The organism is Nosocomiicoccus sp. HMSC067E10 (genome assembly GCF_001810835.1).
In the GTDB taxonomy this organism is placed as follows: Bacteria; Bacillota; Bacilli; order Staphylococcales; family Salinicoccaceae; genus Nosocomiicoccus; species Nosocomiicoccus ampullae_A.
Genome location: NZ_KV802745.1, coordinates 1 through 21,180 on the forward strand (window position 1 = coordinate 1; position 21,180 = coordinate 21,180).

At 37.6% G+C, this 21,180-nt stretch carries 23 protein-coding genes; 6 read left to right on the forward strand and 17 right to left on the reverse strand.

The window, feature by feature from the left end; genetic code table 11:
* Window positions 1-49 precede the first annotated feature (49 nt).
* Window positions 50-859, reverse strand: coding sequence for an inositol monophosphatase family protein (locus HMPREF2767_RS01085; protein WP_070622242.1), 810 nt, complete (start codon window positions 857-859; stop codon window positions 50-52).
* A 77-nt stretch (window positions 860-936) separates the two neighbouring features.
* Here HMPREF2767_RS01085 and HMPREF2767_RS01090 point away from each other — a divergent pair, with 77 nt between their 5' ends.
* On the forward strand, window positions 937-1,560 hold the full coding sequence (locus tag HMPREF2767_RS01090) for a YktB family protein (RefSeq protein WP_070622244.1): 624 nt from the start codon (window positions 937-939) through the stop codon (window positions 1,558-1,560).
* A 51-nt stretch (window positions 1,561-1,611) separates the two neighbouring features.
* Here HMPREF2767_RS01090 and HMPREF2767_RS01095 read toward each other — a convergent pair whose 3' ends face one another.
* The 6 genes from HMPREF2767_RS01095 to pdhA all read right to left on the reverse strand — a co-directional run bounded on the left by HMPREF2767_RS01095 (window position 1,612) and on the right by pdhA (window position 7,516).
* Window positions 1,612-2,313 (reverse strand): DUF4064 domain-containing protein, encoded by a 702-nt coding sequence (locus tag HMPREF2767_RS01095; protein WP_070622246.1) that lies wholly within the window; start codon window positions 2,311-2,313, stop codon window positions 1,612-1,614.
* Between the two features lie 80 nt (window positions 2,314-2,393).
* Window positions 2,394-2,663 carry a UPF0223 family protein gene (locus tag HMPREF2767_RS01100; RefSeq protein ID WP_068128030.1) on the reverse strand — a complete coding sequence of 90 codons (270 nt, stop codon included), beginning with the start codon at window positions 2,661-2,663 and terminating at the stop codon, window positions 2,394-2,396.
* A gap of 49 nt (window positions 2,664-2,712) precedes the next feature.
* Window positions 2,713-4,122 (reverse strand): dihydrolipoyl dehydrogenase, encoded by a 1,410-nt coding sequence (gene lpdA, locus HMPREF2767_RS01105; protein ID WP_070457543.1) that lies wholly within the window; start codon window positions 4,120-4,122, stop codon window positions 2,713-2,715.
* Window positions 4,123-4,126: 4 nt separating this feature from the next.
* On the reverse strand, window positions 4,127-5,410 hold the full coding sequence (locus tag HMPREF2767_RS01110) for a dihydrolipoamide acetyltransferase family protein (protein WP_070622248.1): 1,284 nt from the start codon (window positions 5,408-5,410) through the stop codon (window positions 4,127-4,129).
* A gap of 18 nt (window positions 5,411-5,428) precedes the next feature.
* Window positions 5,429-6,406, reverse strand: coding sequence for an alpha-ketoacid dehydrogenase subunit beta (locus tag HMPREF2767_RS01115; protein WP_040929276.1), 978 nt, complete (start codon window positions 6,404-6,406; stop codon window positions 5,429-5,431).
* 3 nt (window positions 6,407-6,409) lie between these two features.
* Window positions 6,410-7,516, reverse strand: a complete 1,107-nt coding sequence (gene pdhA / locus HMPREF2767_RS01120) for a pyruvate dehydrogenase (acetyl-transferring) E1 component subunit alpha (protein ID WP_068128023.1) — start codon at window positions 7,514-7,516, stop codon at window positions 6,410-6,412.
* Window positions 7,517-7,713: 197 nt separating this feature from the next.
* Between pdhA and def the strand changes: the two genes are divergently transcribed.
* Complete coding sequence (def, locus tag HMPREF2767_RS01125; protein ID WP_068128020.1) at window positions 7,714-8,268, forward strand: peptide deformylase; 555 nt, start codon at window positions 7,714-7,716, stop codon at window positions 8,266-8,268.
* Here the strand turns inward: def and HMPREF2767_RS01130 are convergent.
* Window positions 8,265-8,531, reverse strand: coding sequence for a hypothetical protein (locus HMPREF2767_RS01130; protein ID WP_070622250.1), 267 nt, complete (start codon window positions 8,529-8,531; stop codon window positions 8,265-8,267). The two genes, def and HMPREF2767_RS01130, sit on opposite strands and share 4 nt — an antisense overlap.
* A 248-nt stretch (window positions 8,532-8,779) precedes the next feature.
* On the opposite strand from HMPREF2767_RS01130, the gene HMPREF2767_RS01135 reads away from it, so the two are divergent.
* Complete coding sequence (locus HMPREF2767_RS01135) at window positions 8,780-8,995, forward strand: RNA polymerase epsilon subunit (protein WP_068128017.1); 216 nt, start codon at window positions 8,780-8,782, stop codon at window positions 8,993-8,995.
* Window positions 8,995-10,680 carry a ribonuclease J1 gene (gene rnjA, locus HMPREF2767_RS01140; protein ID WP_070622252.1) on the forward strand — a complete coding sequence of 562 codons (1,686 nt, stop codon included), beginning with the start codon at window positions 8,995-8,997 and terminating at the stop codon, window positions 10,678-10,680. The genes HMPREF2767_RS01135 and rnjA overlap by 1 nt, the downstream gene beginning before the upstream one ends.
* Before the next feature lie 39 nt (window positions 10,681-10,719).
* Here rnjA and HMPREF2767_RS01145 read toward each other — a convergent pair whose 3' ends face one another.
* The 9 genes from HMPREF2767_RS01145 to purD all read right to left on the reverse strand — a co-directional run bounded on the left by HMPREF2767_RS01145 (window position 10,720) and on the right by purD (window position 19,852).
* On the reverse strand, window positions 10,720-11,382 hold the full coding sequence (locus tag HMPREF2767_RS01145) for a potassium channel family protein (RefSeq protein WP_070622254.1): 663 nt from the start codon (window positions 11,380-11,382) through the stop codon (window positions 10,720-10,722).
* A gap of 3 nt (window positions 11,383-11,385) precedes the next feature.
* Window positions 11,386-12,399, reverse strand: a complete 1,014-nt coding sequence (locus HMPREF2767_RS01150) for a cytochrome d ubiquinol oxidase subunit II (RefSeq protein WP_070622256.1) — start codon at window positions 12,397-12,399, stop codon at window positions 11,386-11,388.
* Window positions 12,399-13,763 carry a cytochrome ubiquinol oxidase subunit I gene (locus tag HMPREF2767_RS01155; RefSeq protein WP_068128003.1) on the reverse strand — a complete coding sequence of 455 codons (1,365 nt, stop codon included), beginning with the start codon at window positions 13,761-13,763 and terminating at the stop codon, window positions 12,399-12,401. Before HMPREF2767_RS01155 ends, HMPREF2767_RS01150 begins: the two co-directional genes overlap by 1 nt.
* 109 nt (window positions 13,764-13,872) lie before the next feature.
* On the reverse strand, window positions 13,873-15,561 hold the full coding sequence (gene ptsP / locus HMPREF2767_RS01160) for a phosphoenolpyruvate--protein phosphotransferase (RefSeq protein WP_070622257.1): 1,689 nt from the start codon (window positions 15,559-15,561) through the stop codon (window positions 13,873-13,875).
* Entirely contained in the window at window positions 15,554-15,826 is a 273-nt protein-coding gene (locus tag HMPREF2767_RS01165) for a phosphocarrier protein HPr (protein ID WP_068127998.1), read from the reverse strand. Before HMPREF2767_RS01165 ends, ptsP begins: the two co-directional genes overlap by 8 nt.
* 89 nt (window positions 15,827-15,915) lie before the next feature.
* The gene (locus tag HMPREF2767_RS01170) at window positions 15,916-16,353 is read right to left on the reverse strand and encodes a hypothetical protein (RefSeq protein ID WP_068127995.1); all 438 of its coding nucleotides are present in this window, start codon (window positions 16,351-16,353) and stop codon (window positions 15,916-15,918) included.
* A 15-nt stretch (window positions 16,354-16,368) separates the two neighbouring features.
* Entirely contained in the window at window positions 16,369-17,253 is an 885-nt protein-coding gene (gene hutG / locus HMPREF2767_RS01175; protein ID WP_070622259.1) for a formimidoylglutamase, read from the reverse strand.
* Entirely contained in the window at window positions 17,246-18,493 is a 1,248-nt protein-coding gene (gene auxA / locus HMPREF2767_RS01180) for a lipoteichoic acid stability factor AuxA (RefSeq protein ID WP_070622262.1), read from the reverse strand. The genes hutG and auxA overlap by 8 nt, the downstream gene beginning before the upstream one ends.
* 63 nt (window positions 18,494-18,556) lie before the next feature.
* Window positions 18,557-19,852, reverse strand: coding sequence for a phosphoribosylamine--glycine ligase (purD, locus tag HMPREF2767_RS01185; RefSeq protein WP_070622264.1), 1,296 nt, complete (start codon window positions 19,850-19,852; stop codon window positions 18,557-18,559).
* A 154-nt stretch (window positions 19,853-20,006) separates the two neighbouring features.
* Between purD and folD the strand changes: the two genes are divergently transcribed.
* Both folD and HMPREF2767_RS08830 read left to right on the forward strand, forming a co-directional pair.
* Window positions 20,007-20,858 carry a bifunctional methylenetetrahydrofolate dehydrogenase/methenyltetrahydrofolate cyclohydrolase FolD gene (folD, locus tag HMPREF2767_RS01190; protein ID WP_040929293.1) on the forward strand — a complete coding sequence of 284 codons (852 nt, stop codon included), beginning with the start codon at window positions 20,007-20,009 and terminating at the stop codon, window positions 20,856-20,858.
* A gap of 78 nt (window positions 20,859-20,936) precedes the next feature.
* The coding region (locus HMPREF2767_RS08830; protein WP_210391793.1) for a hypothetical protein at window positions 20,937-21,180 on the forward strand (244 nt) is incomplete at its 3' end.

The window sequence follows — 21,180 nt, forward strand, 5'->3', positions numbered from 1 at the left end:
TTTTAGTGTCCAACTTTAGGGGTGCACCTCAATACGAGTGGGGAATTTTTTATTTATTAAAGAATTTGTCGTGTACTTCTTTAAATGATTCGTTATCAAAGATTTCGAGTATTTCATCGACTAATTTCTCATGTCCACATACGACACTCGATGCTTCAAGTTCTGGAACGTGTTCACCTGTTAACGTCACACATTTTAGTCCGAGTTCATTTGTTAAAATTCTACCCCCGGCATAATCCCATGGGAAGAGTTCGTAAAACACTACAGCCCCGTATTTCCCATCAGCGACTGACGTAAAGTCGAGCGCTGCGCTTCCTCTATTTCGTACAGAACGTGCTTTATCGACTAATTCGATAAAGAAATGTCTCACGTCGTCTTTTAATAACCATTTATGACTCACGCCGACGATTGTATTGTCTAATGGCTGATAGTCAACTTCTTTAATTTTCTCGCTATTTCTATAAGCGCCTTCACCAACTTTTGAGTGATAGAGTACTTTATTCGCTACGTCATACACAAGTCCACAATACGGTTCTTCGTCTTTATATATACCGACAGAAATCGCAAAGTTATCGTTTTGGTTAATGAAGTTTACTGTACCGTCAATCGGGTCGACAATCCACGTAAACCCTTTTAACGTTTTAACGTCTTTACCATATGTCTCTTCACCAACGATATTGTGTTCAGGGAACTGTGCTTTAATACGCTTATAAATAAATTCTTCTGTTTCTTTATCGACTGGCGTCACTAAATCATGTGGTCCAGTCTTTCTCATTACTTCAAAGCCTTCAAGTCGTCTCGTTTCAATAAAATCTCCAGCGTCTCGTATTAATGATTTTGCAAATTCATATACATCCATTTACTTCACCTCAATTATTTGATGATTACTCATTATTATTTTATCATAAAGCTAACGAATTGTTGGAGGAAGAGACGATGAACTACACATTTACTGAAGAAGATTTCGATGTATTTACACATGATACACTCGAAAAAACAATGTCTGAACTAAAAAAGCACGCACGAGTTAAGCTTGAAAATTTAGGTGAATACTTTAGTGATTACTTAACAGAGATGACGGATGACACACATTTTACACACGTCGCACAACATGCACGCCGTAAAGTGAACCCACCGATTGATTCTTGGGTTGCGTTTAGTACGAATAAACGTGGATATAAAATGTTACCGCACTTTCAAATTGGACTATTTAAAGATCATGCGTTTTGTCAGTACGGTATTATTTATGAAGCGCCGTCAAAAGAATATATGGCCGACCGTTTAATAAATCAAGTCGATGAGATTTTAAATTTAGGTGACGGATATTTTATTACAAAAAATCATATGAAACCTGAAAAGATGTTTATAAAAGATTTAAATGAAGACGACGTTAAAAAAGCAATCGAACGTTTAAAAACGGTAAAATCTGGAGAGTTAATGATCGGTAAGTTTTACGATAAAAATGATCCAGTATTAACATCAGACGAAACGTTCTTAGAAGAACTTAAAAACGTGTTTAATACGTTGCATACATTTTATGTGGAAGAAGAGTCGGTCTAACCGGCTCTTTTTTAAAATTAAAAAGCAACTACAAAAGTAGTTGCTTATAGATTACTCTTCATTTCTCTTATCGAGGTTTTCTCTTCTCGTACGTTTTGCATCATTATCTACATCGTCTAATGGAGATAAGTCTTCGTCGTAGCTGATGTCTTTATAATCCTCTTCGTCTACTGCCGTAAACATGCGTGTTTTTTCTAGATCTTCGTCTTCAGCGATTACTGGCGCTGGACTAGTTTCAGGTTTTTTAGCGACACGTGTATCGTCTTCATAAGTCGGTGATACTTGACGTTCATTATAATCATTGATAATCGTTTCTTTATCTTTACGTACAAATAATAATACAGCTGCAATTACGAACATTAATGATGAGAATAATGTCACGACAAATGGTGCAATAATGATTGCTGTAATTAATAGTAATGAACCTGCTAAGATTCTCTTTTTCATTTTCACTAAACCGATAAATGAAATAATTAACGGAATTACTCCAATTAAGCTAAGAAGCCATAATTTACTAAGCATTCCTACGAGAAGATCTGTTACTTCTTGAGGGTTAACTCCCTCTTCTACTGCTGCTCGTCTCGCTTCTTCTTCAATAATATTCATAAATTGTGGATCGTTTCCAATCGCATACGATACGTAGGCAATTAATAAAACGACTGCGAGTAGCGCAATCCAACCAATCCAACCGATAATTTTTTCAGGCACGCGTGAAATCGGTTCAACTCTCACGGTGTAATCTCGTTTTGCCATAATCTTCACTCCAATATGTTTCTGTTGTTTCTTGATTATACCCTATTTATTATTTTTTTAGACATATTATTTAAATCATTTTATTTTTTAATAATATCATTTGAATTCGTATCTTTTAACTCTTTAATAAGTCCCCAAGGATGATAACCTGATGCTTTTTCAAACGCGTTAAATAATGTTTTTTCTTCTGCTTTACTCGGTACAATTTCTTTAAAAGATTGATAGGCAGTCTGTAATTCATTATGAGTCACACCTGATTCATATCCCTTTTCAATCGTTTGATAAAAATGAGTTACTGCAATCATTTCTTCTGTCGACCAGTCTAAATCTAGTGGATAACTATATTCCATATATAAAAACCTCCAAAGAAAAAAGCGCTCATTTGAGCGCTTTTGTTAATTATAATGAGTGGATTGGACGTCCAAGTGCTGCTTCAGCCGCTTCCATAGGCATTTCACCTAATGTTGGGTGCGGGTGAATTGTTAATGCAACGTCTTCTAATGTCATTCCTGTTTCAACTGCTAATGCAAGTTCAGAAATGATGTCTGACGCGCCGTCACCAGCTACTTGAGCACCGATTACTAATCCGTCTTCTTTACGCGCAACGAGTTTTACGAAACCATCTGTTTTGTTTAAACCGATCGCACGACCATTTGCTGCAAATGGGAAACGGCCTGTAACGATGTCGAGACCTTCTTCTTTTGCTTCAGTTTCGTTAATACCAACTGATGCAAGTTCAGGTTCTGTGAAGCATACTGCAGGCATACCGATGTAATCTACTTCAGATTTTTCACCAGCGATTGCTTCAGCAGCAACTTTTGCTTCGTAGCTTGCTTTATGTGCAAGTGGTAAACCAGGTACGATATCACCAATTGCAAAGATTGAATCAACAGATGAACGACCTTGTTTATCAACTTCAACAAGTCCTCTGTCTGTTAATTTAACACCGATACCTTCTAAACCAAGTTCGTCTGTATTTGGACGACGACCTACAGTAACTAATACGTAGTCTGCTTCGATTGTCTCAGTGTTACCTTTTTTATCTTCATACGTAACTTTAACGCCATCTTTAGTTTCTTCAGCTGATTTTGCCATCGCCTCAGTCACAACTTTAACGTCTTTTTTCTTAAGGTTACGTTTAACGAGTGATGTCATGTTTCTTTCGAAACCACCTAAGATATCTTTCATACCTTCTAAAATTGTTACTTCAGTACCTAAGTTTGCATATGCTGTACCAAGTTCAGTACCGATATATCCTCCACCGATAACTACAAGTTTTTTAGGTAATTTTTCTAGGTTAAGTGCACCTGTTGAATCGAGTACACGATCACCAAATGCAAATCCTGGGATTTCAATCGGACGTGAACCTGTCGCTACAATCGCATGTTTAAACTCATACGTTTGTGATTGGTTTTCAGTCGCAACTTTAATGCTGTTTTTACCAGAGAAGTAAGCTTCACCTTTAACAACTTCAACTTTGTTACCTTTAAGTAGTGATTCTACACCACCAACAAGTTGGTCGACGACTTTACCTTTAAATTCTTGTACTTTAGAGAAATCTAATTTTACGTCTTTAACTTTGACGCCCATATCTTCAGAGTTTTTAGCATCTTGATATCTGTGTGATGAAGCGATTAATGCTTTAGATGGAATACAACCAACGTTTAAGCATACGCCTCCAACTGTATCTTTCTCAACGAGTACAACTTTTTGTCCTAACTGAGCCGCACGAATTGCTGCTACGTATCCTCCTGGACCAGCACCAATGACGACTGTATCTACTTCGATTGCAAAATCTCCTACAACCATTATTTTACCCCTCCATTAATAGTAAATCAGGATTATTTAGTAATTTCTTAATGTGATTTAATGCTCTTTGCGCTACTGCACCATCGATTACTCTATGGTCGTAACTAATAGAAATCGCAAGTACACGTGCAGGAACAACTTCACCGTCTACAACGACAGGTTGCTCTTCAATGCGTCCAATTCCTAAGATCGCAACTTCAGGTTGGTTAATTACTGGAGTAAACCATTTACCTCCTTCAGATCCGAGGTTAGAAATCGACATGCTTCCACCTTGCATTTCTTCCATTGTTAGTTTACCATCTCTCGCTTTTGTTGCAAGTTCCATAATATCATCTGAGATTTCAAAAATAGATTTTGCATTTGCATCTCTAATTACTGGAACGACTAACCCGCGGTCAGTGTCAGCAGCAATACCGATATCATAGTAGTGTTTATGGATAATTTCATCCGTTTCACTATCTACTGATGTGTTTAACTCAGGATATTTCTTCAGTGCAGATACAAGTGCTTTAACGACATATGGTAAGTACGTTAATTTCGTACCTTGCTCTTCAGCGTAACCTTTAAACTTCTGACGGTGTTCGTATAGATTGTCTACGATTACTTCGTCGATGTTTGTAACGTGTGGAGACGTCTGTTTACTACTCACCATCGCTTTAGCGATTGTACGGCGAATCGACGTCATCTTCTCGCGTGTTTCACGGTCTTTAGTTACCGTCGTTACACTTTGTTTAGATGTTTCTTCAGATTTAGTTTCTGCAGTATCTGCTGCTTCTTCAGCGCCACCATTCATAAATGCTTCAACGTCCGCTTTAGTAATGCGGTCGTGTTTTCCTGTACCTGTTACTTTCGTAATATCTACGTCGTTTTCACGAGCAAATTTACGAACTGAAGGCATCGCTTTTACGAATCGTTTATCTGTAGAATCTTCCTCTTTAGATTCTGATTTTTCTTCAGTTTTCTCTTCTTTTTCTTCTTTTACAGGCTCTTCTTTTTTATCTTCTTCTTTTTCTGAGTCAGAAGATGTGTCTTCTGACGGCGTATCTTCACTACCGTCATCAATCGTTACAAGTACTGTCCCGACTGTCGTCACTTCTCCTTCTGCGACGTGAATCTTTTGAATTGTACCTGATACTGGAGATGGCATTTCTACGACTGCTTTGTCGTTTGCGATCTCTACGAGTGTATCATCCTCTTCAATTTGGTCACCTTCATTGATGAACCACTTCGCAATTTCACCTTCATGAATTCCTTCACCGATATCATGAAGTTTCACTTCATAAGCCATGAATTTCCCCCCTAAGTTTTAGAAATTGATAACTTCTTTCGCTTTTTCGATAATTTCATCTTTTCCAGGCAGCCATACTTTTTCAGCTGCAGTGAATGGATACACTGTGTCTGGCGCGCTTACACGTAAAATAGGTGCTTCTAACGAAAGAATTGTACGTTCTTGTAACTCAGCTGTGACTTGTCCACCAACACCTGCTTGGTGCTGAGCTTCTTGAATCACGACTGCACGATTTGTTTTCTCTACAGATTTAACAAGTGTTTCGTAGTCGACTGGAGATACTGTTCTTAAGTCGATCACTTCTGCAGAAATATTTTCTTTTTCTAACTCTTCAGCAGCATGAAGTGCTTCGTGAACCATCGCACCATAAGCGATTAATGTCACATCGTCACCTTCACGACGAACCGCTGCTTTACCAATTTCCACTTCGTAAGCCTCTTCAGGTACTTCTTCACGGAATGAACGGTATAACTTCATATGCTCTAAGAAAATTACAGGGTCATCTGAGCGAATTGCTGAGATGAGTAGTCCTTTTGCATCGCTTGGTGTTGATGGAATTACTACACGTAAACCAGGCGTTTGTGCCATGAGACCTTCAAGTGAGTCTGCGTGTAATTCTGGTGTGTTTACTCCACCACCAAATGGTGCACGAACTACGATAGGAGTCTTTTTAGAACCGCCTGAACGGTATCTATGACGTGCAATTTGTCCAGCAATTCCATCCATCGCTTCAAATAAGAATCCGAAGAACTGGATTTCAACAACCGGACGATATCCTTCTAATGTTAAACCTAAACCGAGTGATGCGATTGCACTCTCTGCAAGTGGTGTGTCAAATACACGGTCGACTCCAAACTCTTCTTGTAATCCTTGAGTCGCTAAGAATACACCACCATTAACTCCAACGTCCTCTCCAAACACGAGTACGTTTTCGTCATTTTTAAGTTCTGTACGCATCGCTTCAGTAATCGCTTGAATCATCGTTAATTCAGCCATTGATTATGACTCCTTCCCTTTGTAGTATTCATATTGCTCTACAACGTTTGATGGATTTTCTTCATACATTAAATCCATTAAACCTGTGATCGTTTGTGGCGCTACTTTATCTGCTTCTTTAATCGCTTCTTTAACTTCTTCACGCGCACGCTCAATCACTTCTTTTTCTTTCTCTTCGTTCCATAATTCTTTTTCTTCTAAGAACTTTCTGAAACGAACGATTGGGTCTTTTTTCGCCCATGCATCGTCTTCATCTTGTTTTCTATAACGTGTTGGGTCATCTCCTGACAGTGTGTGTGCACCGTAACGGTAACATACTGTTTCGATAAGAGTTGGTCCTTCACCTTTAATTGCACGGTCACGTGCATCTTTTGTTACTTTATAAACTGCAAGTGCGTCCATTCCGTCCACTTGAACAGATGGAATACCTGCTGCAACACCTTTTTGCGCTAACGTTTTAGCAGCTGTTTGTAAAGATCTCGGTGTTGAGATTGCATATTGGTTATTTTGAACGACGAAAATCGCTGGTGCTTTATAAGCGCCTGCAAAGTTAATACCTTCATAGAAGTCACCTTGAGACGTACCACCGTCACCAGTATACGTAATTACGACGTTTTCTTTTTCTCTCTTTTTAAGACCTAAAGCGACACCAGCCGTTTGCACGTACTGTGCCCCGATAATAATCTGCGGGCTTAAAGCATTTACACCTTCTGGGAACTGGTTACCTTCATAATGCCCTCTTGAGAATAAGAATGCTTTGTATAACGGTAAACCATGCCAAATTAATTGTGGGACATCACGGTACCCTGGTAAAACATAGTCCCCTTTTTCAATTGCAAAATGACTTGCAATTTGTGATGCTTCTTGTCCAGCTGTTGGTGCGTAGAACCCAAGTCTACCTTGACGGTTTAAAGACGTAGAACGCTCGTCTAATACTCTCGTCCACACCATTCGCGTCATAATCTCCACTAATTCATCATCAGAGAGTTCAGGCATTTCGTTTTTATTTACGACTTTACCTTCCTCATCTAAAATTTGAAAAAGTTCAAATGACGCCTCAATATCTTGTAATTGAGCAACCGGATCGAATCCTTTTTTCTTCGGTGCCATACTTCTTCACCATACCTTTCATAAAAATGCTTACAGTAATAATAACATAAAGTATTCACGCATTTAAAAGATATCGACTTTTAAACGGTACTTCTGTTTCATTATATAGTATTTTGGACGTATCAGTAACTCTTTTTGTCATACTTCTATAATATAATGTATAATTAAAAAATGAATTTTAGCTTAGGAGAGATTTTATGCTTACAATGGATGATATTGTTAGAGATGGACATCCAATATTAAGAACAAAAGTAAAAGAAGTCACTGAAATTGACGAGGAGACAAAACGTCAATTACGTGAAATGCGCGAGTATTTAGTGATGTCACAAGATGAAAAAACCGCTCAAAAATATAATTTAAGAGCAGGCGTTGGACTTGCAGCACCGCAAGTCAATATCGATAAACGTATGATCGCGATTTACATTACAGACGAAATGAACGAACCAGTGTATGATTATATGCTCATTAACCCGAAATTAGTGAGTCACTCTGTACAAGAGACATACCTTCCAGGTGGAGAAGGATGTTTAAGTGTCGATGAAGATATCGACGGAATCGTCCACCGCTATAAACGTTTTAGAGTATCTGCATTAGATATTGACGGCAATAAAATTGAAATTAAAGCAAAAGGATTACTTGCAATCGTCCTTCAACACGAGATGGACCACTTAAACGGTGTGATGTTCTATGACCATATCGATCAAGAAAATCCAAACGAGCCGCATGAAGGTGCAGTACCATTTGAAGATTAAATAAAATCGTCATTTCTAGTGACGTAACGAATTCCTTTATCGTTTAAAATATCGATGAGTTGTTCGTACGTCTCTTCGTTTAAAATAAGTGGATCTGCCTCATGTGGTATAAAGTGATGTTCGTACGTATTTGAAGTCACATAATCATAAATTAAATTCATAATGTACATGTCATTTCTTACGTTAAACTCTATGAAATCGACGCGTTTATCTTCACGCGACATTTCACGACGAATCGTTTCGTAAATTTGTAAAGCATCCATTGCCTTACCCCCTTTATTATTATTATAAAGTCTTTGCAACACATTCGTCTATGAGGTAGAATAAACTTAAGTATAAAGGTACGAATTGTGTTTATGAAAATGAGCACAAATTGACATGTTCAATAACATCTAAAAGCCGAAATGGCAGTTGGCAACTTAGTATAAAAGGATATCTATCCGGTTGAAGATGTGCTTTCATGAACGAGCACATCTTATTTTTTATAAAACATTTAAGGAGTTTATTTGAAATGGAAATTTTTAAAGTATTTTATCAAAATCATAAAACGCAACGTATTATTCGTGAAGAAACAAAATCAATGTACGTTGAAGCAGAAAATTTAGAACAAGTAAGAAAGTATTTCGGTGACAAAGAAGTCACTTTAGAGCACATTGAAGCGTTAACTCCCGATCATTTAGCATACGAAAAAGAACATAACGAAGACTTTGAGGTTACGAAACTATAATGACTCAAACATCCAAAGTAAAAGTGTTCGCCCTAGGTGGACTTGGGGAGATCGGGAAAAACACTTACTGTGTGGAATACAAAGACGAAATTATTATTATTGACGCGGGGATTAAATTCCCAAGTGACGATGAACTTGGCGTTGACTACGTCATACCGGATTATACGTATTTAAAAGAAAACGAACATAAAATTAAAGCGCTCGTCGTCACACATGGTCACGAAGACCATATCGGTGGAATTCCATTTTTATTAAAAGAAATTTCAGTGCCTATATACTCTGGCCCACTAGCACTTGGGCTTATTCAAAACAAACTAGAAGAACATAAGTTAATGCACCGTACATCATTAAATCCGATTACGGAATCTGACGTTTTAGAGTTTGAACATATGTCAGTAGAATTTTACTTAACAACGCACTCTATACCTGAAGCGTACGGTGTCGTTGTAAAAACACCTGAAGGTAACATCGTCCATACGGGTGACTTTAAGTTTGACTTTACACCGGTTGGAGAGCCTGCGAACATTACAAAAATGGCCAATTTAGGTGAAGAAGGCGTACTTTTACTTCTATCAGACTCAACGAACGCGACTGTACCAAATTTCACAATGAGTGAAAAAGAAGTCGGTCAAAACGTTGAAGATATTTTTAGACAATGCTCCGGTCGTATTATATTTGCGACATTTGCATCTAACATTTATAGAGTTCAACAAGCAATCGATGCTGCTGTAAAATTCAACCGTAAAATTGTCGTTTTCGGAAGAAGTATGGAAAACAACATTAAAATCGGTCAAGAACTCGGTTATATTAAAGCGCCAGTAGACACATTCATAGAAGCAAAAGAAATTAACCGTTACGAAAAACACCAAATTATGATCCTTTGTACAGGATCTCAAGGTGAACCGATGGCAGCATTGTCTCGTATCGCAAACGGTACACATAGACAAATTTCAATCATTCCAGATGATACAGTCGTCTTTAGTAGCTCACCTATTCCTGGGAACACGATGAGTGTCAATAAAACAATTAATGCTCTTTATAAAGCAGGTGCAGACGTAATTCATGGACCGTTGTCAAACATCCATACGTCTGGACACGGCTCACAAGAAGAACAAAAACTAATGCTTAGACTCATTCGCCCAGAGTACTTTATGCCTATTCACGGTGAATACCGTATGCAAAAAATCCATAAAGAACTCGGTATCGACACAGGTGTCGATAAAGATAAAATCTTCTTAATGGAAAATGGTGACGTCTTATCTATCGATAGAAACGGTGCAGAGATTTCAGGAAAAGTACCAGCTGGAACAGTATTTGTAGACGGTATCGGAATTGGAGATATCGGAAATATCGTACTACGTGACCGTAAAGAACTTTCAGAAGAAGGTCTAGCAGTCGTCGTCGTATCTATCGACTTTAAAACACAGACACTACTTTCAGGTCCAGACATTATTTCTCGTGGGTTCGTCTATATGAGAGAATCATTTAGACTCATTCGTAGCGCAGAGAAACGTCTAAAAGAATCTATCGAAGAATTATTAGAAGAAGACAACGTCGAATGGTTTAACGTCAAACAACTCATCATTCAAGACTTATCGAATTACTTATACAAAAAAACACATCGTAAACCGATGATTTTACCAATGATTATGAGAGTTAACGACGAGACATTAGAAGATAAATAACATACTAAACACCCGTTACAAAATTGTAACGGGTGTTTTTTAATCGTCTCCCATCACTATTTCAAAGTGTGAGAGATCTTCATCGCTTGCTATTAAAATTAAAATATCATCTTCAAGAATTGGTGTATGTGAATCTGGTGACACGATAATATGCTCATGTCGTTTAATTGCTAATACGGATACTCCAAATTTGTTTCTAAAATCTAACTCATCTAACGTACGATTTGTAAAAGCTTCAACTGCTTTGAACTCTACAATTGAGTGGTTATCTGAAATCTCAAGTATATCTATCGTATGCGTTGATACGAGTCGATGAGCTAGTAGTCGCCCGATATCTCTTTCAGGGTGAATCACAGCATCTGCACCGATTTTTTCTAACACTCTACCGTGATAATCATTTTGAGCTTTAACCGTCACTTTTTCGCATCCGAGGTCTTTTAATATAAGCGTCGTTAAAATACTGCCTTGAATACTCTCGCCAATCGCAACGATGACGTGGTCGAAGTTAGTAATACCGACACTTTTTAAGACGTTTTCATCCATCGTATTACCGATTACCGCTTCAGTGACGAGATCCTTATATTCGTTAATAACCGCTTCATCTTTGTCAATCGCAAGAACGTTCACATTTAACTTTCGCAATTCTTTAACGATACTCGAACCGAATCTTCCGAGTCCGATTACCGCAAATTCTTTTTTCATAACTTACTCCTTACCTTGTACGTAATCTTTGTCGAATAAGAATAATCTCATTAATATTATAAGACTTGGAATAAGTAATAGTAAACCTAAAACGAACACAATGACGAGTGCGATAGCCATCGAGTCGTTAACGACCGCATCGAGTTTTATAAACGGATATAAAATATACGGTAATTTACTAATTCCATAACCGAAAAATGCGAACGCAAACTGTAACATCACCATAACAAACGCGACACCGTAATTTTTCTTTTTATAAACTAGGTAAGCCGCGATTGCCATAAATACAATACTACATAAGAAGAAGTACCAATAGTTTTGTGTGGCATTGTCAAAGTGCTCTCTATTCGTTGCGCGAAGCTCTAGGAACACAAATTGAGAAATGACGAGCATTGGAATTGTCCATGTTAAGAACCATGTACGCGTTAAGTGCACGGCTTGCTTTGCTTTTGCACGATTTGAATAGAAGAGTAAAAATCCACTCGAAATATATAACACAGAAATGACTGCTAGAAATACGACCGACCACGTATATCCGCTAAAAAATAGCTCTACATAGTCTAAATCAAGTCCTGCAGCAGTTTCTTCTATAAAACCACCCTCTGCTATAACTAATGCGACTGAAAGCGACGCTGGGATAAATAACCCTGTTACACCGTATAAAAACGTCCAAACCATATTCGTTCCTTGTGAATATTGGTTAAAAGCATAATAACTTCCGCGAATCGCTAACATGATTAACGAAATGGACGCTGGAATCAACAATACCGTACCGAAATAGTATGCCGAGTCCGGGAAAAATCCGACGATCCCAACGAAGAAGAATACGAAGAATACGTTCGTGACTTCCCATACAGGATTTAAATAGCGGTTAATAATCGGTGTAATAATATTATCTTGATTCGTTAATTTTGCATAGAAGTTATAAAACCCTGCACCAAAGTCAATCGATGCAATGACGACGTATCCGTATAAAAACGTCCAAAGTACTGTAATACCTAGTGTTGCAAAATCCATTAGAATCGACCTCCAGTCTCATCTAAACTTTCAGTACCATAATATTGAATTTGGCTATCTTTTGCTGATTTATCTTTAAACATACGCGTTAACACGAGAATAGTCGTCGTTACTAATACGAAGTATAAAACACCGAATAGGATTAGCGTTAACCCTAAACCACTCGCCTCGGTGATCGCTTCACTGACGCGCATATATCCACGTACCATCCATGGCTGACGACCAAGTTCAGCTGTAAACCAACCCGCTTCAATTGCTAAAAATGATAACGGACCGGTTAAGACATATATATACAACATCAACTTACTGTGTAGTAACTCCGGTTTTAACCATTTTAAGATAAAGTATAAAAGACTCGCTCCGAATCCAAACATTCCAAAGAATACCATGACGTCAAAGAAATAGTGAATGACAAGTGGTGGCCATTCATCTTTAGGGATATCGTTTAACCCTGTCACTTCAGTACTCGGTTTCCAGTCCGATAAAATACTTAACGCGCTCGGAATTCTGAGTGCACCTTTCACTTCTTGGTTTTCTTCATCGAGTACACCAAATAAAATTAAATCCGCGTTACTTTCTGTTTCAAAGTGCCACTCCATTGCAGCAAGTTTTTCTGGTTGATGATTATGTAAATACTTTGCAGATAAATCTCCTGCGAGTAAAGTGAGTCCAGACATAATTAAACCAATGACCATCATCACTTTTAAGCCTTTTTTGTGATACTCACGATCTTCATCGAATTTAGACTTTAATAAGTTAAACGCTGCGATCGTCACCATAATAAACGCTGCTGTCATATACGCTGTAACGAGTACGTGGAACACTCGTTCTGGCATCGACGGGTTAAACATCGCTTTTAAAGGATCGACATTTTTTAACACACCGTCAACGATTTTAAAGCCTGCTGGAGAGTTCATAAAGCTATTTACCATCGTAATAAACACCGCGGAAATTCCTGCACCAAGTACGACTGGAATTGTTAAATACCAGTGGTGCCAGCGATTTTTAAATCGATCCCACGTATATAAGTAAATACCTAAAAATATCGCTTCAAAGAAAAACGCAAATGTTTCCATGAATAGTGGTAACGCAATAATATGACCGGCAAGTTGCATAAACTGTGGCCATATTAATGATAATTGAAGACCGATAATTGTACCGGTAACAACACCTACGGCAACAGTGACTGTGTATCCCATCGCAATTCTACGTGCCATCGTTAAGTAGTGATAATCATTCTTTTTAATGCCTAGAAATTCCAGTACCATAATGAGTAACGGAATTCCTACTCCTACTGTCGCATACAGAATATGTACACCTAACGTTAAACCAGTCAATATTCGACCAATTAAAACATCTTCCATACTTTTCCTCCTCTATTATTAACACTTCTTGTATCTAGTATAGTACACATGTTCAGACTTTCACAAAAGATTCATAATTAAAATCAAAAAATCCTAAATACGAGTGTATTTAGGTTGATTTATCGAGTTTGCGTGCGATAGACAGCAGTTCTTCTTCTGTTTCAATTTGTGCGAGTAAAGGACGCAGTCTTTGCAGCTGTTTAATTTTTAACTGTGAAATACGAGTTTTCACTTCTACCATTTTATTAGGATCGATACTAATATGACGAATACCAAGTCCAAGTAATATCGGTAATGCTTCTAAATTTTGGCCGAGCACACCGCATATTGACACAGGGATATCGTATTTTTTCCCGCTCATAACGACGTTACGAATCACTTTAAAAATACTAGGATGCATCGATTGAGCGAGTAAATCAAAGTTCGGGCTCGTACGATCAAACGCAAGTAAAAACTGTGTTAAATCGTTCGTTCCGATACTTAAAAAATCCGCATGTTTAGCGAAACTATCGACATGTATTGCTGCAGCCGGTGTTTCAATCATCGCACCGAGATCGATTTTGTCTGTCATTCGTAAATGAATTTTTTCTTCATTTAAGATGTTTTTAATCCATAAAAACTCTTCGACGGACGTGACCATCGGCACCATAATTTTAACCGTACCAAATCGACTCGCACGAATGATCGCACGGATTTGTTGACGAAGTGTACGTTCATGTAGTTTTAAAAATCTTACTCCACGGGTACCGAGTGCTGGGTTGACTTCATCGAGCAACTCTTCAGGATGATAAGGTAAAAACTTATCCCCACCGATATCGAGTAATCGAAACGTCACGTCATCTAGTGCTTTTACGACGGATTCATAAACTCTATTTTCATCTGTCTCTTTTGGGAAATCATTGTGACTCATATACATGAATTCCGTGCGCATTAACCCCGCGCCATCAGCTTTATATTGAATGGCTTCTTCTACGGATGACTGAACAGAAACGTTAGCAGATACACGGATTTTTACGTGATCTTTTGAATACGTATCTTTCGTCAGTTCGATTTGTTCATTCTTTTCTTTCATAAGAAAAATTGCTTCTAGTTCTTCTTTTGTCGGAGAGAAATTAATGACACCGTCCGCGCTGTTTAAAATCGCATAATGGCTGTCCTCTGCGTAACTTAAAACGTCACCGACGTTAAATAACGCAGGGATTCCCTTTGACATTAAGAGTAAGCCTGTGTGAGAATGTTTTGCACCGGATTCTAACACGACGCCTTTAATATACTTTTTATCGAGACTTGCCGTAATAGACGGTGGCAATTCTTTTGCAACGATAATCGTATCAGAATTTAGTTGTGAAAAGTCTACACGTGGCGTATCTAAAAGATTTGCAATAATACGTTCTGTTAAATCGATAACGTCGTTACGACGTGCACGTAAATACGCATCTTCAATTGCGTTAAATGATTCCGTCAGTGCTTCTTTTACAAAGTTAACCGCGTATTCTGCCGTCTTCCCTTTGTTAATAACATCTCGAATATCCTCGATAAAGTACGGATCTTCGAGCATCATAATTTGTGCTTCTAATATCGCTTCATCACCTAAAGAAATAGAGAACTCCCTATTATCTTGAATAACACGAAGTTCTCTTTTAGATGTCTCTATTGCGATATCGAGTCTTTGATGCTCTCTCCAAATAGAAGCAGCGTCTACCTCGTTCTTGTTAATATCAAAGTTGACGTCTCTTATGACGACAACTTTTCCACTAACGATCCCTGGTTCAACTGTAATACCTGTGAGTTTACTCATCACCTATCAGACCTTCATGAACTAATGTGTTTTGAATTGCTTCAAGCGCTTCTGTTTCATCATCACCGTCTGCGTGAATCGTAATTTCAGCACCCTTGCCAACACCAAGTGACATGACGCCCATGATAGACTTTAAGTTTACTTTTTTACTGTTATATTCTAAGTCAATGTTTGCTTTAAACTTCGTTGCTGTTTGCACAAGTTTTGTCGCAGGTCTCGCATGAATACCTGTTTCATCGACAATAGAAAAAGTCTTTTGTTGCATAATCTCTCTCCTTTACAAGTCGTTTAAACATCTGAATTAAACTAATTGTACACGATTTCATAAAAAAATTCATCTGAGACTTTAATTTTTTATTTTTTTAATTGTTGAACGACAAAATCGATATGGTTGTCACCGAGTTTTTTCATTAAGAAGTAACTCACTGCACCGTTTACACTATGCGTAACAATTTTAGAAACCGCAAGCGACGGTTTATTATTCTTTTTAGAGATTACTTTTAAAATTGCTTTTGTAGAAAACTTAGATACGACGTCACCGACTCCACTTGAGAACATAATCATAATACGTGTTTTTATAGAGTCTGCATTATTTTCGATTTCTTCTTTCGTCACACCGAATACTTCGTTAATTTCGTCTTCAATTTCTGTCATATATTTAACGTCTGTTCCTAAATCGAGTAAAGGGACAGGTAAAGCTGCTGCAATTCCAGATTTAATTGCTTTCTTTTTAACGAGTTCACGTGCGATTTCTATTTTTTCATTTAATAATTGTTCACTATATTCGTACATGTAAATTCCTCCATGTTATTTATTCTTCTCTGTGAGTAATGTTAACACAATGAATGCAGCTAAACTTGAAGTACGCTCATTGATATCAAGTGGTGGTGATACTTCTGAAACGTCAAATGACGTTAAATTGTTTAACGTTCCGAAATATTTCACTGTCGAAACGACTTCTTCAGCAGTAAATCCGTTTGGTGACGGCGCACTCGTTCCAGGTGCCACTCCTTCTTGAACGCTATCCATACATAGCGTCATGAAGACGTGATCATAGTTTTCGAGTTCACCCTTAATTGTGTCAAGTAGTGATTCGTTTTGTCGTACTTCGTCGAGCGTCCAGTATTTCACACCGAATTCATCTGCAGTTTCAAATAATGTTAACGTGTTTCCGAGTTGTTGTATTCCGATGACGTAATAATCGATATTGTCGTCTTCAGAAAGCATTTCATAAAACATCGTGCCGGAACTTTTACGTTCTTTTCTAAGATCAAAGTGGGCATCTAAATTTAAAACGGCAATTTTTTCTTCTTTAAACGCATCTCTTACGCCTAGGTAATGCCCGTAAACTGTTTCGTGACCGCCACCTAAGATGACAGTGAAGTTATCATTTTGAAGAAGTTTTGATACGACATTCCCGAGTTGTTGTTGGGACGCTTCTAAATCTTCGGTACCCTCAATACTACCAATGTCATAAACATCATTCATGTACGCCATTGACGACATTCTCTCACGAATTTTAGTCGGTGCTTCTTTCGCACCGACTCTTCCTTTATTTCGTTTCACACCTTCGTCAGACATAAATCCGACGATGACGTCTGAATTTGTTTCATTCGTATACGACTGAACGACTTGGTGGAAACGTTCTTTACGATCTGAATCAATGCGACCTGTATATTCGTGTTTAATCATTTCTCTCACCTCTAAATGTTTTAAATATACTCATTAAAAGAAGTGGCGTTGTCAGTAACACGAGCGAGATATTCAAAGGTAATATAAAAATGCTTAACTCGACATCTCTAAATAATGTTATAAAGAGACTCGTCGTTACTTTTAGCCATAAAGCGACGATGATAATCATTTGTCTGTTGTATGCTTTATCTTTTAACGTATTAAGCACTGTAAATAAAATATACAGTACCGCAAGCAGAAACGTTAACGCTAAGTTAAACCACTCGTACATATATTTTACATTTGAAATTTTAAATAGCCCTTCAAATACGACGTTGTTACGGTTGTTAAACTCTAAAAAGATAACGATTAACGTCAAGAATCCAAAGACGAGTTCAAAGTAATTCACTTTTACCCAGCGGATCGGCTTAATTTCAAAAAAGTTATAAAAAGCGTTAATTACTTTGTCACGCACACGGTATACAGCATGCATAAACGTAAAGTATTTGTTGACGTCTACGTTTAACTTAATTTTACGTCTCGCGTGAACACGTGACATTTCTCGTTCTTCATCTTTCACTGGTCGTTTTAAAATGTTTTCTGATTTAGATAAAAGGACACCGACTGATAGTGTGAGTAATGCGAGTGTCCACGTCATCGTGTAGTACATGTTGATCGATAATACGTCTGTTGGACGAAGCCCAGAATCGATATTAGAGTACACGCTATTTTGCGTAACAAAATAAGCCACACTGTAAAAGAATAAAATGACTAAATATTGTGCTTTACGATATATTTTATCGAAATACTCATTAAAGACGTTATAAATCATATGTACACTAAACGCGAGTAAAAATAAAATACTGCTCCATCCGTATACGTGTGACATTAAAAATGTCGACCATAAAAACATGACAAACGTTAAACTAAAAAAGAATACGATAAAACGACGGTCGTAAGCTGTCGTTCTATTCATTACTTTCGCAAACTTAAACATCAGTAGTCCGAGTCCGACAAGGACAACACCTGACAGTAACGTAATCAGTAAAGAATGCTGAATTACAATACCTAAAATATTTTTAAGCTCTATAAAAAATATATTGATAAAATCAAATACGTTTTTAATCTTTTCCCCGGAAATATCTTGTTTATTTGTAATACTTTTAAAGTTAATTAATATAAACAATCCTTGTATAAGAAAAAATACGCCAAGTAGCGTACAAGCAATCGTTTCTTTGTGGTCATTAAATCGTTTATACATGACTTCACCTCTTTAAGTATTATACAGAAAAGAGACGTGTAAATCATCAAATTAAAAGACGAGCTACTGCTCGCCTTTCTCTTTACTGCTATTTAATGCACGGTGACCGATATCTTCTCTGTAGTAAAAATCTCCGTCATTGTATTTGATTTGTTTCATGTGTTTATTTACTTTGTTTAATGCTTCTTCGATCGTGTTCCCGTGGTTGCACACCATGAGAACGCGTCCTTTACTTGATATATAACTGCCATCTTCTTTTTGAGATAGCCCACTAATATACATATACTCTTTTAAAGATTCAGGGAAATCTAACTCAAGACCGACGTTTTCTTTATATGGATAGTCTTTTGTCGCAAGTACAGCACCTGCCATAAAGCCTTTTTTCCACTTCATTTCAAAAGACTCTTTACGTTTTAACTTTTCAAGCATATTTAAAAAGTCGTTTTCTAACATACTCATTAACACTTGTGCTTCCGGGTCACCAAAACGTGCGTTATACTCTAACACTTTTACGCCGTCAGCTGTATGCATTGCACCTAAAAATAGAACGCCGAAGTATTTCATCCCCTCTTTAACCATCGCGTCAACTGTAGGTTTTACAAGTGTATCAATCGCTTCTTGGCGTACTGAATCGTCAAGGTGTGTGATTGGAGCATATGCTCCCATACCGTCTGTATTCGGTCCGACTCCACGCTTATACGCAGATTTATGGTCTTGAGCGATAATTTCAAACGGATGAAATACATCTTCATTGACGAGTACCATTAACGAAAACTCTTCTCCGTCTAAATATTCTTCGATAATAATCGGCTCGATTTTAGGTGTGTCTTCTCCTTTAAATTGAGCGATATAATCGAGTGCTTCATACGCTTCATCTTGTGACTGTGCGACGACAACTTTCGTGTTGTCACCGAGTCCATCATGTTTAATAACGATTGGATAGTCAGCTTCTGTTAAATAGTTTTTTGCTTCGTTGTAGTTTGTAAATATTTTATAATCCGCAGTTGGGATATTGTATTTATTAAGTAATTGCTTCGTAAATATTTTAGAAGTTTCTATTTGAGCCTCGTGTTTACGTGGGCCAAAAACAGTTAAACCGTACTCATCGATTAAAAAGTCTGCTAAACCTTTTTCGAGTGGTTCTGGCGGTCCGATAATGACCCAGTCGATTTGTCTTTCGATACAAATACCTGCAATTGCATCAAAGTCATTTGGGTCTACTCTATACATCACTTCACAAATATCATTCATGCCAGCATTACCAGGTATTGCAATGATTTTATCTGCAACTTTCGAGTCCGCTAACATTTTAACGATCGCATGTTCTCTTCCGCCGCTACCTATAACTGCTACATTCATTTTACATTCTCCTAAGTTACCTGTTGTACTTCCATTATACAAAAAACGCTTTCAATTTGAAAATATTATCACGTTTTTAATCCACCTTTGTTTAGTAGAATTTTTTGAAAAAATTTGTAATAATAACAGTAACACGAATATAGGGGGATATTTCATGACAGCAGAATTATTAGACGGTCGCGAGATCGCGAAAGATTACCGAGCAGGTTTACAAGAACAAGTTGAAGCATTAAAAGAAAAAGGAATTACACCAAACTTAACAGTCGTTATCGTTGGTAACGATGGTGCTTCATTATCATATGTAAAATCTAAAAATAAAGCCGCAGAAAAAATCGGTATGTCGTCAGGTATTATTCACTTAGAAGAAGACGCAACAGAAGAAGAAGTACTAGACACAGTTCGTCGCCTAAATGAAGACGACAACGTACACGGTATTTTAGTTCAAGTACCACTTCCAAAACAAGTAGATGAAAACAAAGTCCTCGAAGCAATCGCTCCGGAGAAAGATGTCGATGGATTTAGTCCAGTAAACATCGGACGAATGTACACAGAACAAGAAACGTTCATTCCATGTACACCACTTGGAATTATGGAGTTATTAAAACATACAGGATCACTCGAAGGAAAAGAAGTTGCAGTAATTGGACGTTCACATATCGTCGGACAACCAGTTTCTAAACTATTAACAAACGAAAACGCAACAGTCACACTGATGCACTCACGCACAAAAAACATGGTCGAAAAATTAAAAGACTATGACGTCGTAGTATCAGCAGTAGGAAAACCAGGACTCGTTCACGGAAAAGACCTTAAAGAAGGCGCAATCGTGATTGACGTAGGAAACACAGTCGTCGACGGAAAACTCGTCGGAGACGTCGATTTCGAATCTGCAAAAGAAGTTGCTAGCTACATCACACCAGTACCAGGCGGTGTTGGCCCACTTACGATCACAATGGTATTAAACAACGCACTCATCGCAGCAAAACGCTTAAACAATGTAGAATAAAAAAATGTCCAGCACTCTGCTGGACTTTTTTATGGAAGTGACCCCACTGTTAATGTGACGCCACTGTGTGTCGCGTCAGTGGGTGGTTATTCTCTTGGTGATAGTGAGGCGGCGTGGTTGTTGGTGTGTTTTTACTCTTTAAAGGGGTTTGGTGTTTTTCTTCGGATTTTATTTAACAAAAAAATCGCGATTTTGTTAGTTATCCCGATTTATTTAACATATTTCGGATTAGCGGGGCTATTTTTGTTAATTATAAATTTTTATCTAACAGATTCGCACGCTGTGAGCCGGTTTTTGTTAATTATCTTGATATATCTAACAA

Excerpts from the sequence above, each read along its gene's own strand:
- HMPREF2767_RS01110 (WP_070622248.1), bottom strand. The coding sequence starts at position 5,410 with ATGGCTTATGAAGTGAAACTTCATGATATCGGTGAAGGAATTCATGAA.
- pdhA (WP_068128023.1), bottom strand. The coding sequence starts at position 7,516 with ATGGCACCGAAGAAAAAAGGATTCGATCCGGTTGCTCAATTACAAGAT.
- HMPREF2767_RS01150 (WP_070622256.1), bottom strand. The coding sequence starts at position 12,399 with ATGGATTTTGCAACACTAGGTATTACAGTACTTTGGACGTTTTTATAC.
- HMPREF2767_RS01115 (WP_040929276.1), bottom strand. The coding sequence starts at position 6,406 with ATGGCTGAATTAACGATGATTCAAGCGATTACTGAAGCGATGCGTACA.
- rnjA (WP_070622252.1), top strand. The coding sequence starts at position 8,995 with ATGACTCAAACATCCAAAGTAAAAGTGTTCGCCCTAGGTGGACTTGGG.
- HMPREF2767_RS01100 (WP_068128030.1), bottom strand. The coding sequence starts at position 2,663 with ATGGAATATAGTTATCCACTAGATTTAGACTGGTCGACAGAAGAAATG.
- lpdA (WP_070457543.1), bottom strand. The coding sequence starts at position 4,122 with ATGGTTGTAGGAGATTTTGCAATCGAAGTAGATACAGTCGTCATTGGT.
- hutG (WP_070622259.1), bottom strand. The coding sequence starts at position 17,253 with ATGATTAAACACGAATATACAGGTCGCATTGATTCAGATCGTAAAGAA.
- HMPREF2767_RS01170 (WP_068127995.1), bottom strand. The coding sequence starts at position 16,353 with ATGTACGAATATAGTGAACAATTATTAAATGAAAAAATAGAAATCGCA.
- ptsP (WP_070622257.1), bottom strand. The coding sequence starts at position 15,561 with ATGAGTAAACTCACAGGTATTACAGTTGAACCAGGGATCGTTAGTGGA.
- HMPREF2767_RS01130 (WP_070622250.1), bottom strand. The coding sequence starts at position 8,531 with ATGGATGCTTTACAAATTTACGAAACGATTCGTCGTGAAATGTCGCGT.
- HMPREF2767_RS01085 (WP_070622242.1), bottom strand. The coding sequence starts at position 859 with ATGGATGTATATGAATTTGCAAAATCATTAATACGAGACGCTGGAGAT.
- folD (WP_040929293.1), top strand. The coding sequence starts at position 20,007 with ATGACAGCAGAATTATTAGACGGTCGCGAGATCGCGAAAGATTACCGA.
- purD (WP_070622264.1), bottom strand. The coding sequence starts at position 19,852 with ATGAATGTAGCAGTTATAGGTAGCGGCGGAAGAGAACATGCGATCGTT.
- HMPREF2767_RS01095 (WP_070622246.1), bottom strand. The coding sequence starts at position 2,313 with ATGGCAAAACGAGATTACACCGTGAGAGTTGAACCGATTTCACGCGTG.
- HMPREF2767_RS01155 (WP_068128003.1), bottom strand. The coding sequence starts at position 13,763 with ATGGAAGATGTTTTAATTGGTCGAATATTGACTGGTTTAACGTTAGGT.
- HMPREF2767_RS01145 (WP_070622254.1), bottom strand. The coding sequence starts at position 11,382 with ATGAAAAAAGAATTTGCGGTAATCGGACTCGGAAGATTCGGTTCGAGT.
- HMPREF2767_RS01090 (WP_070622244.1), top strand. The coding sequence starts at position 937 with ATGAACTACACATTTACTGAAGAAGATTTCGATGTATTTACACATGAT.
- auxA (WP_070622262.1), bottom strand. The coding sequence starts at position 18,493 with ATGTATAAACGATTTAATGACCACAAAGAAACGATTGCTTGTACGCTA.
- def (WP_068128020.1), top strand. The coding sequence starts at position 7,714 with ATGCTTACAATGGATGATATTGTTAGAGATGGACATCCAATATTAAGA.
- HMPREF2767_RS01165 (WP_068127998.1), bottom strand. The coding sequence starts at position 15,826 with ATGCAACAAAAGACTTTTTCTATTGTCGATGAAACAGGTATTCATGCG.
- HMPREF2767_RS01135 (WP_068128017.1), top strand. The coding sequence starts at position 8,780 with ATGGAAATTTTTAAAGTATTTTATCAAAATCATAAAACGCAACGTATT.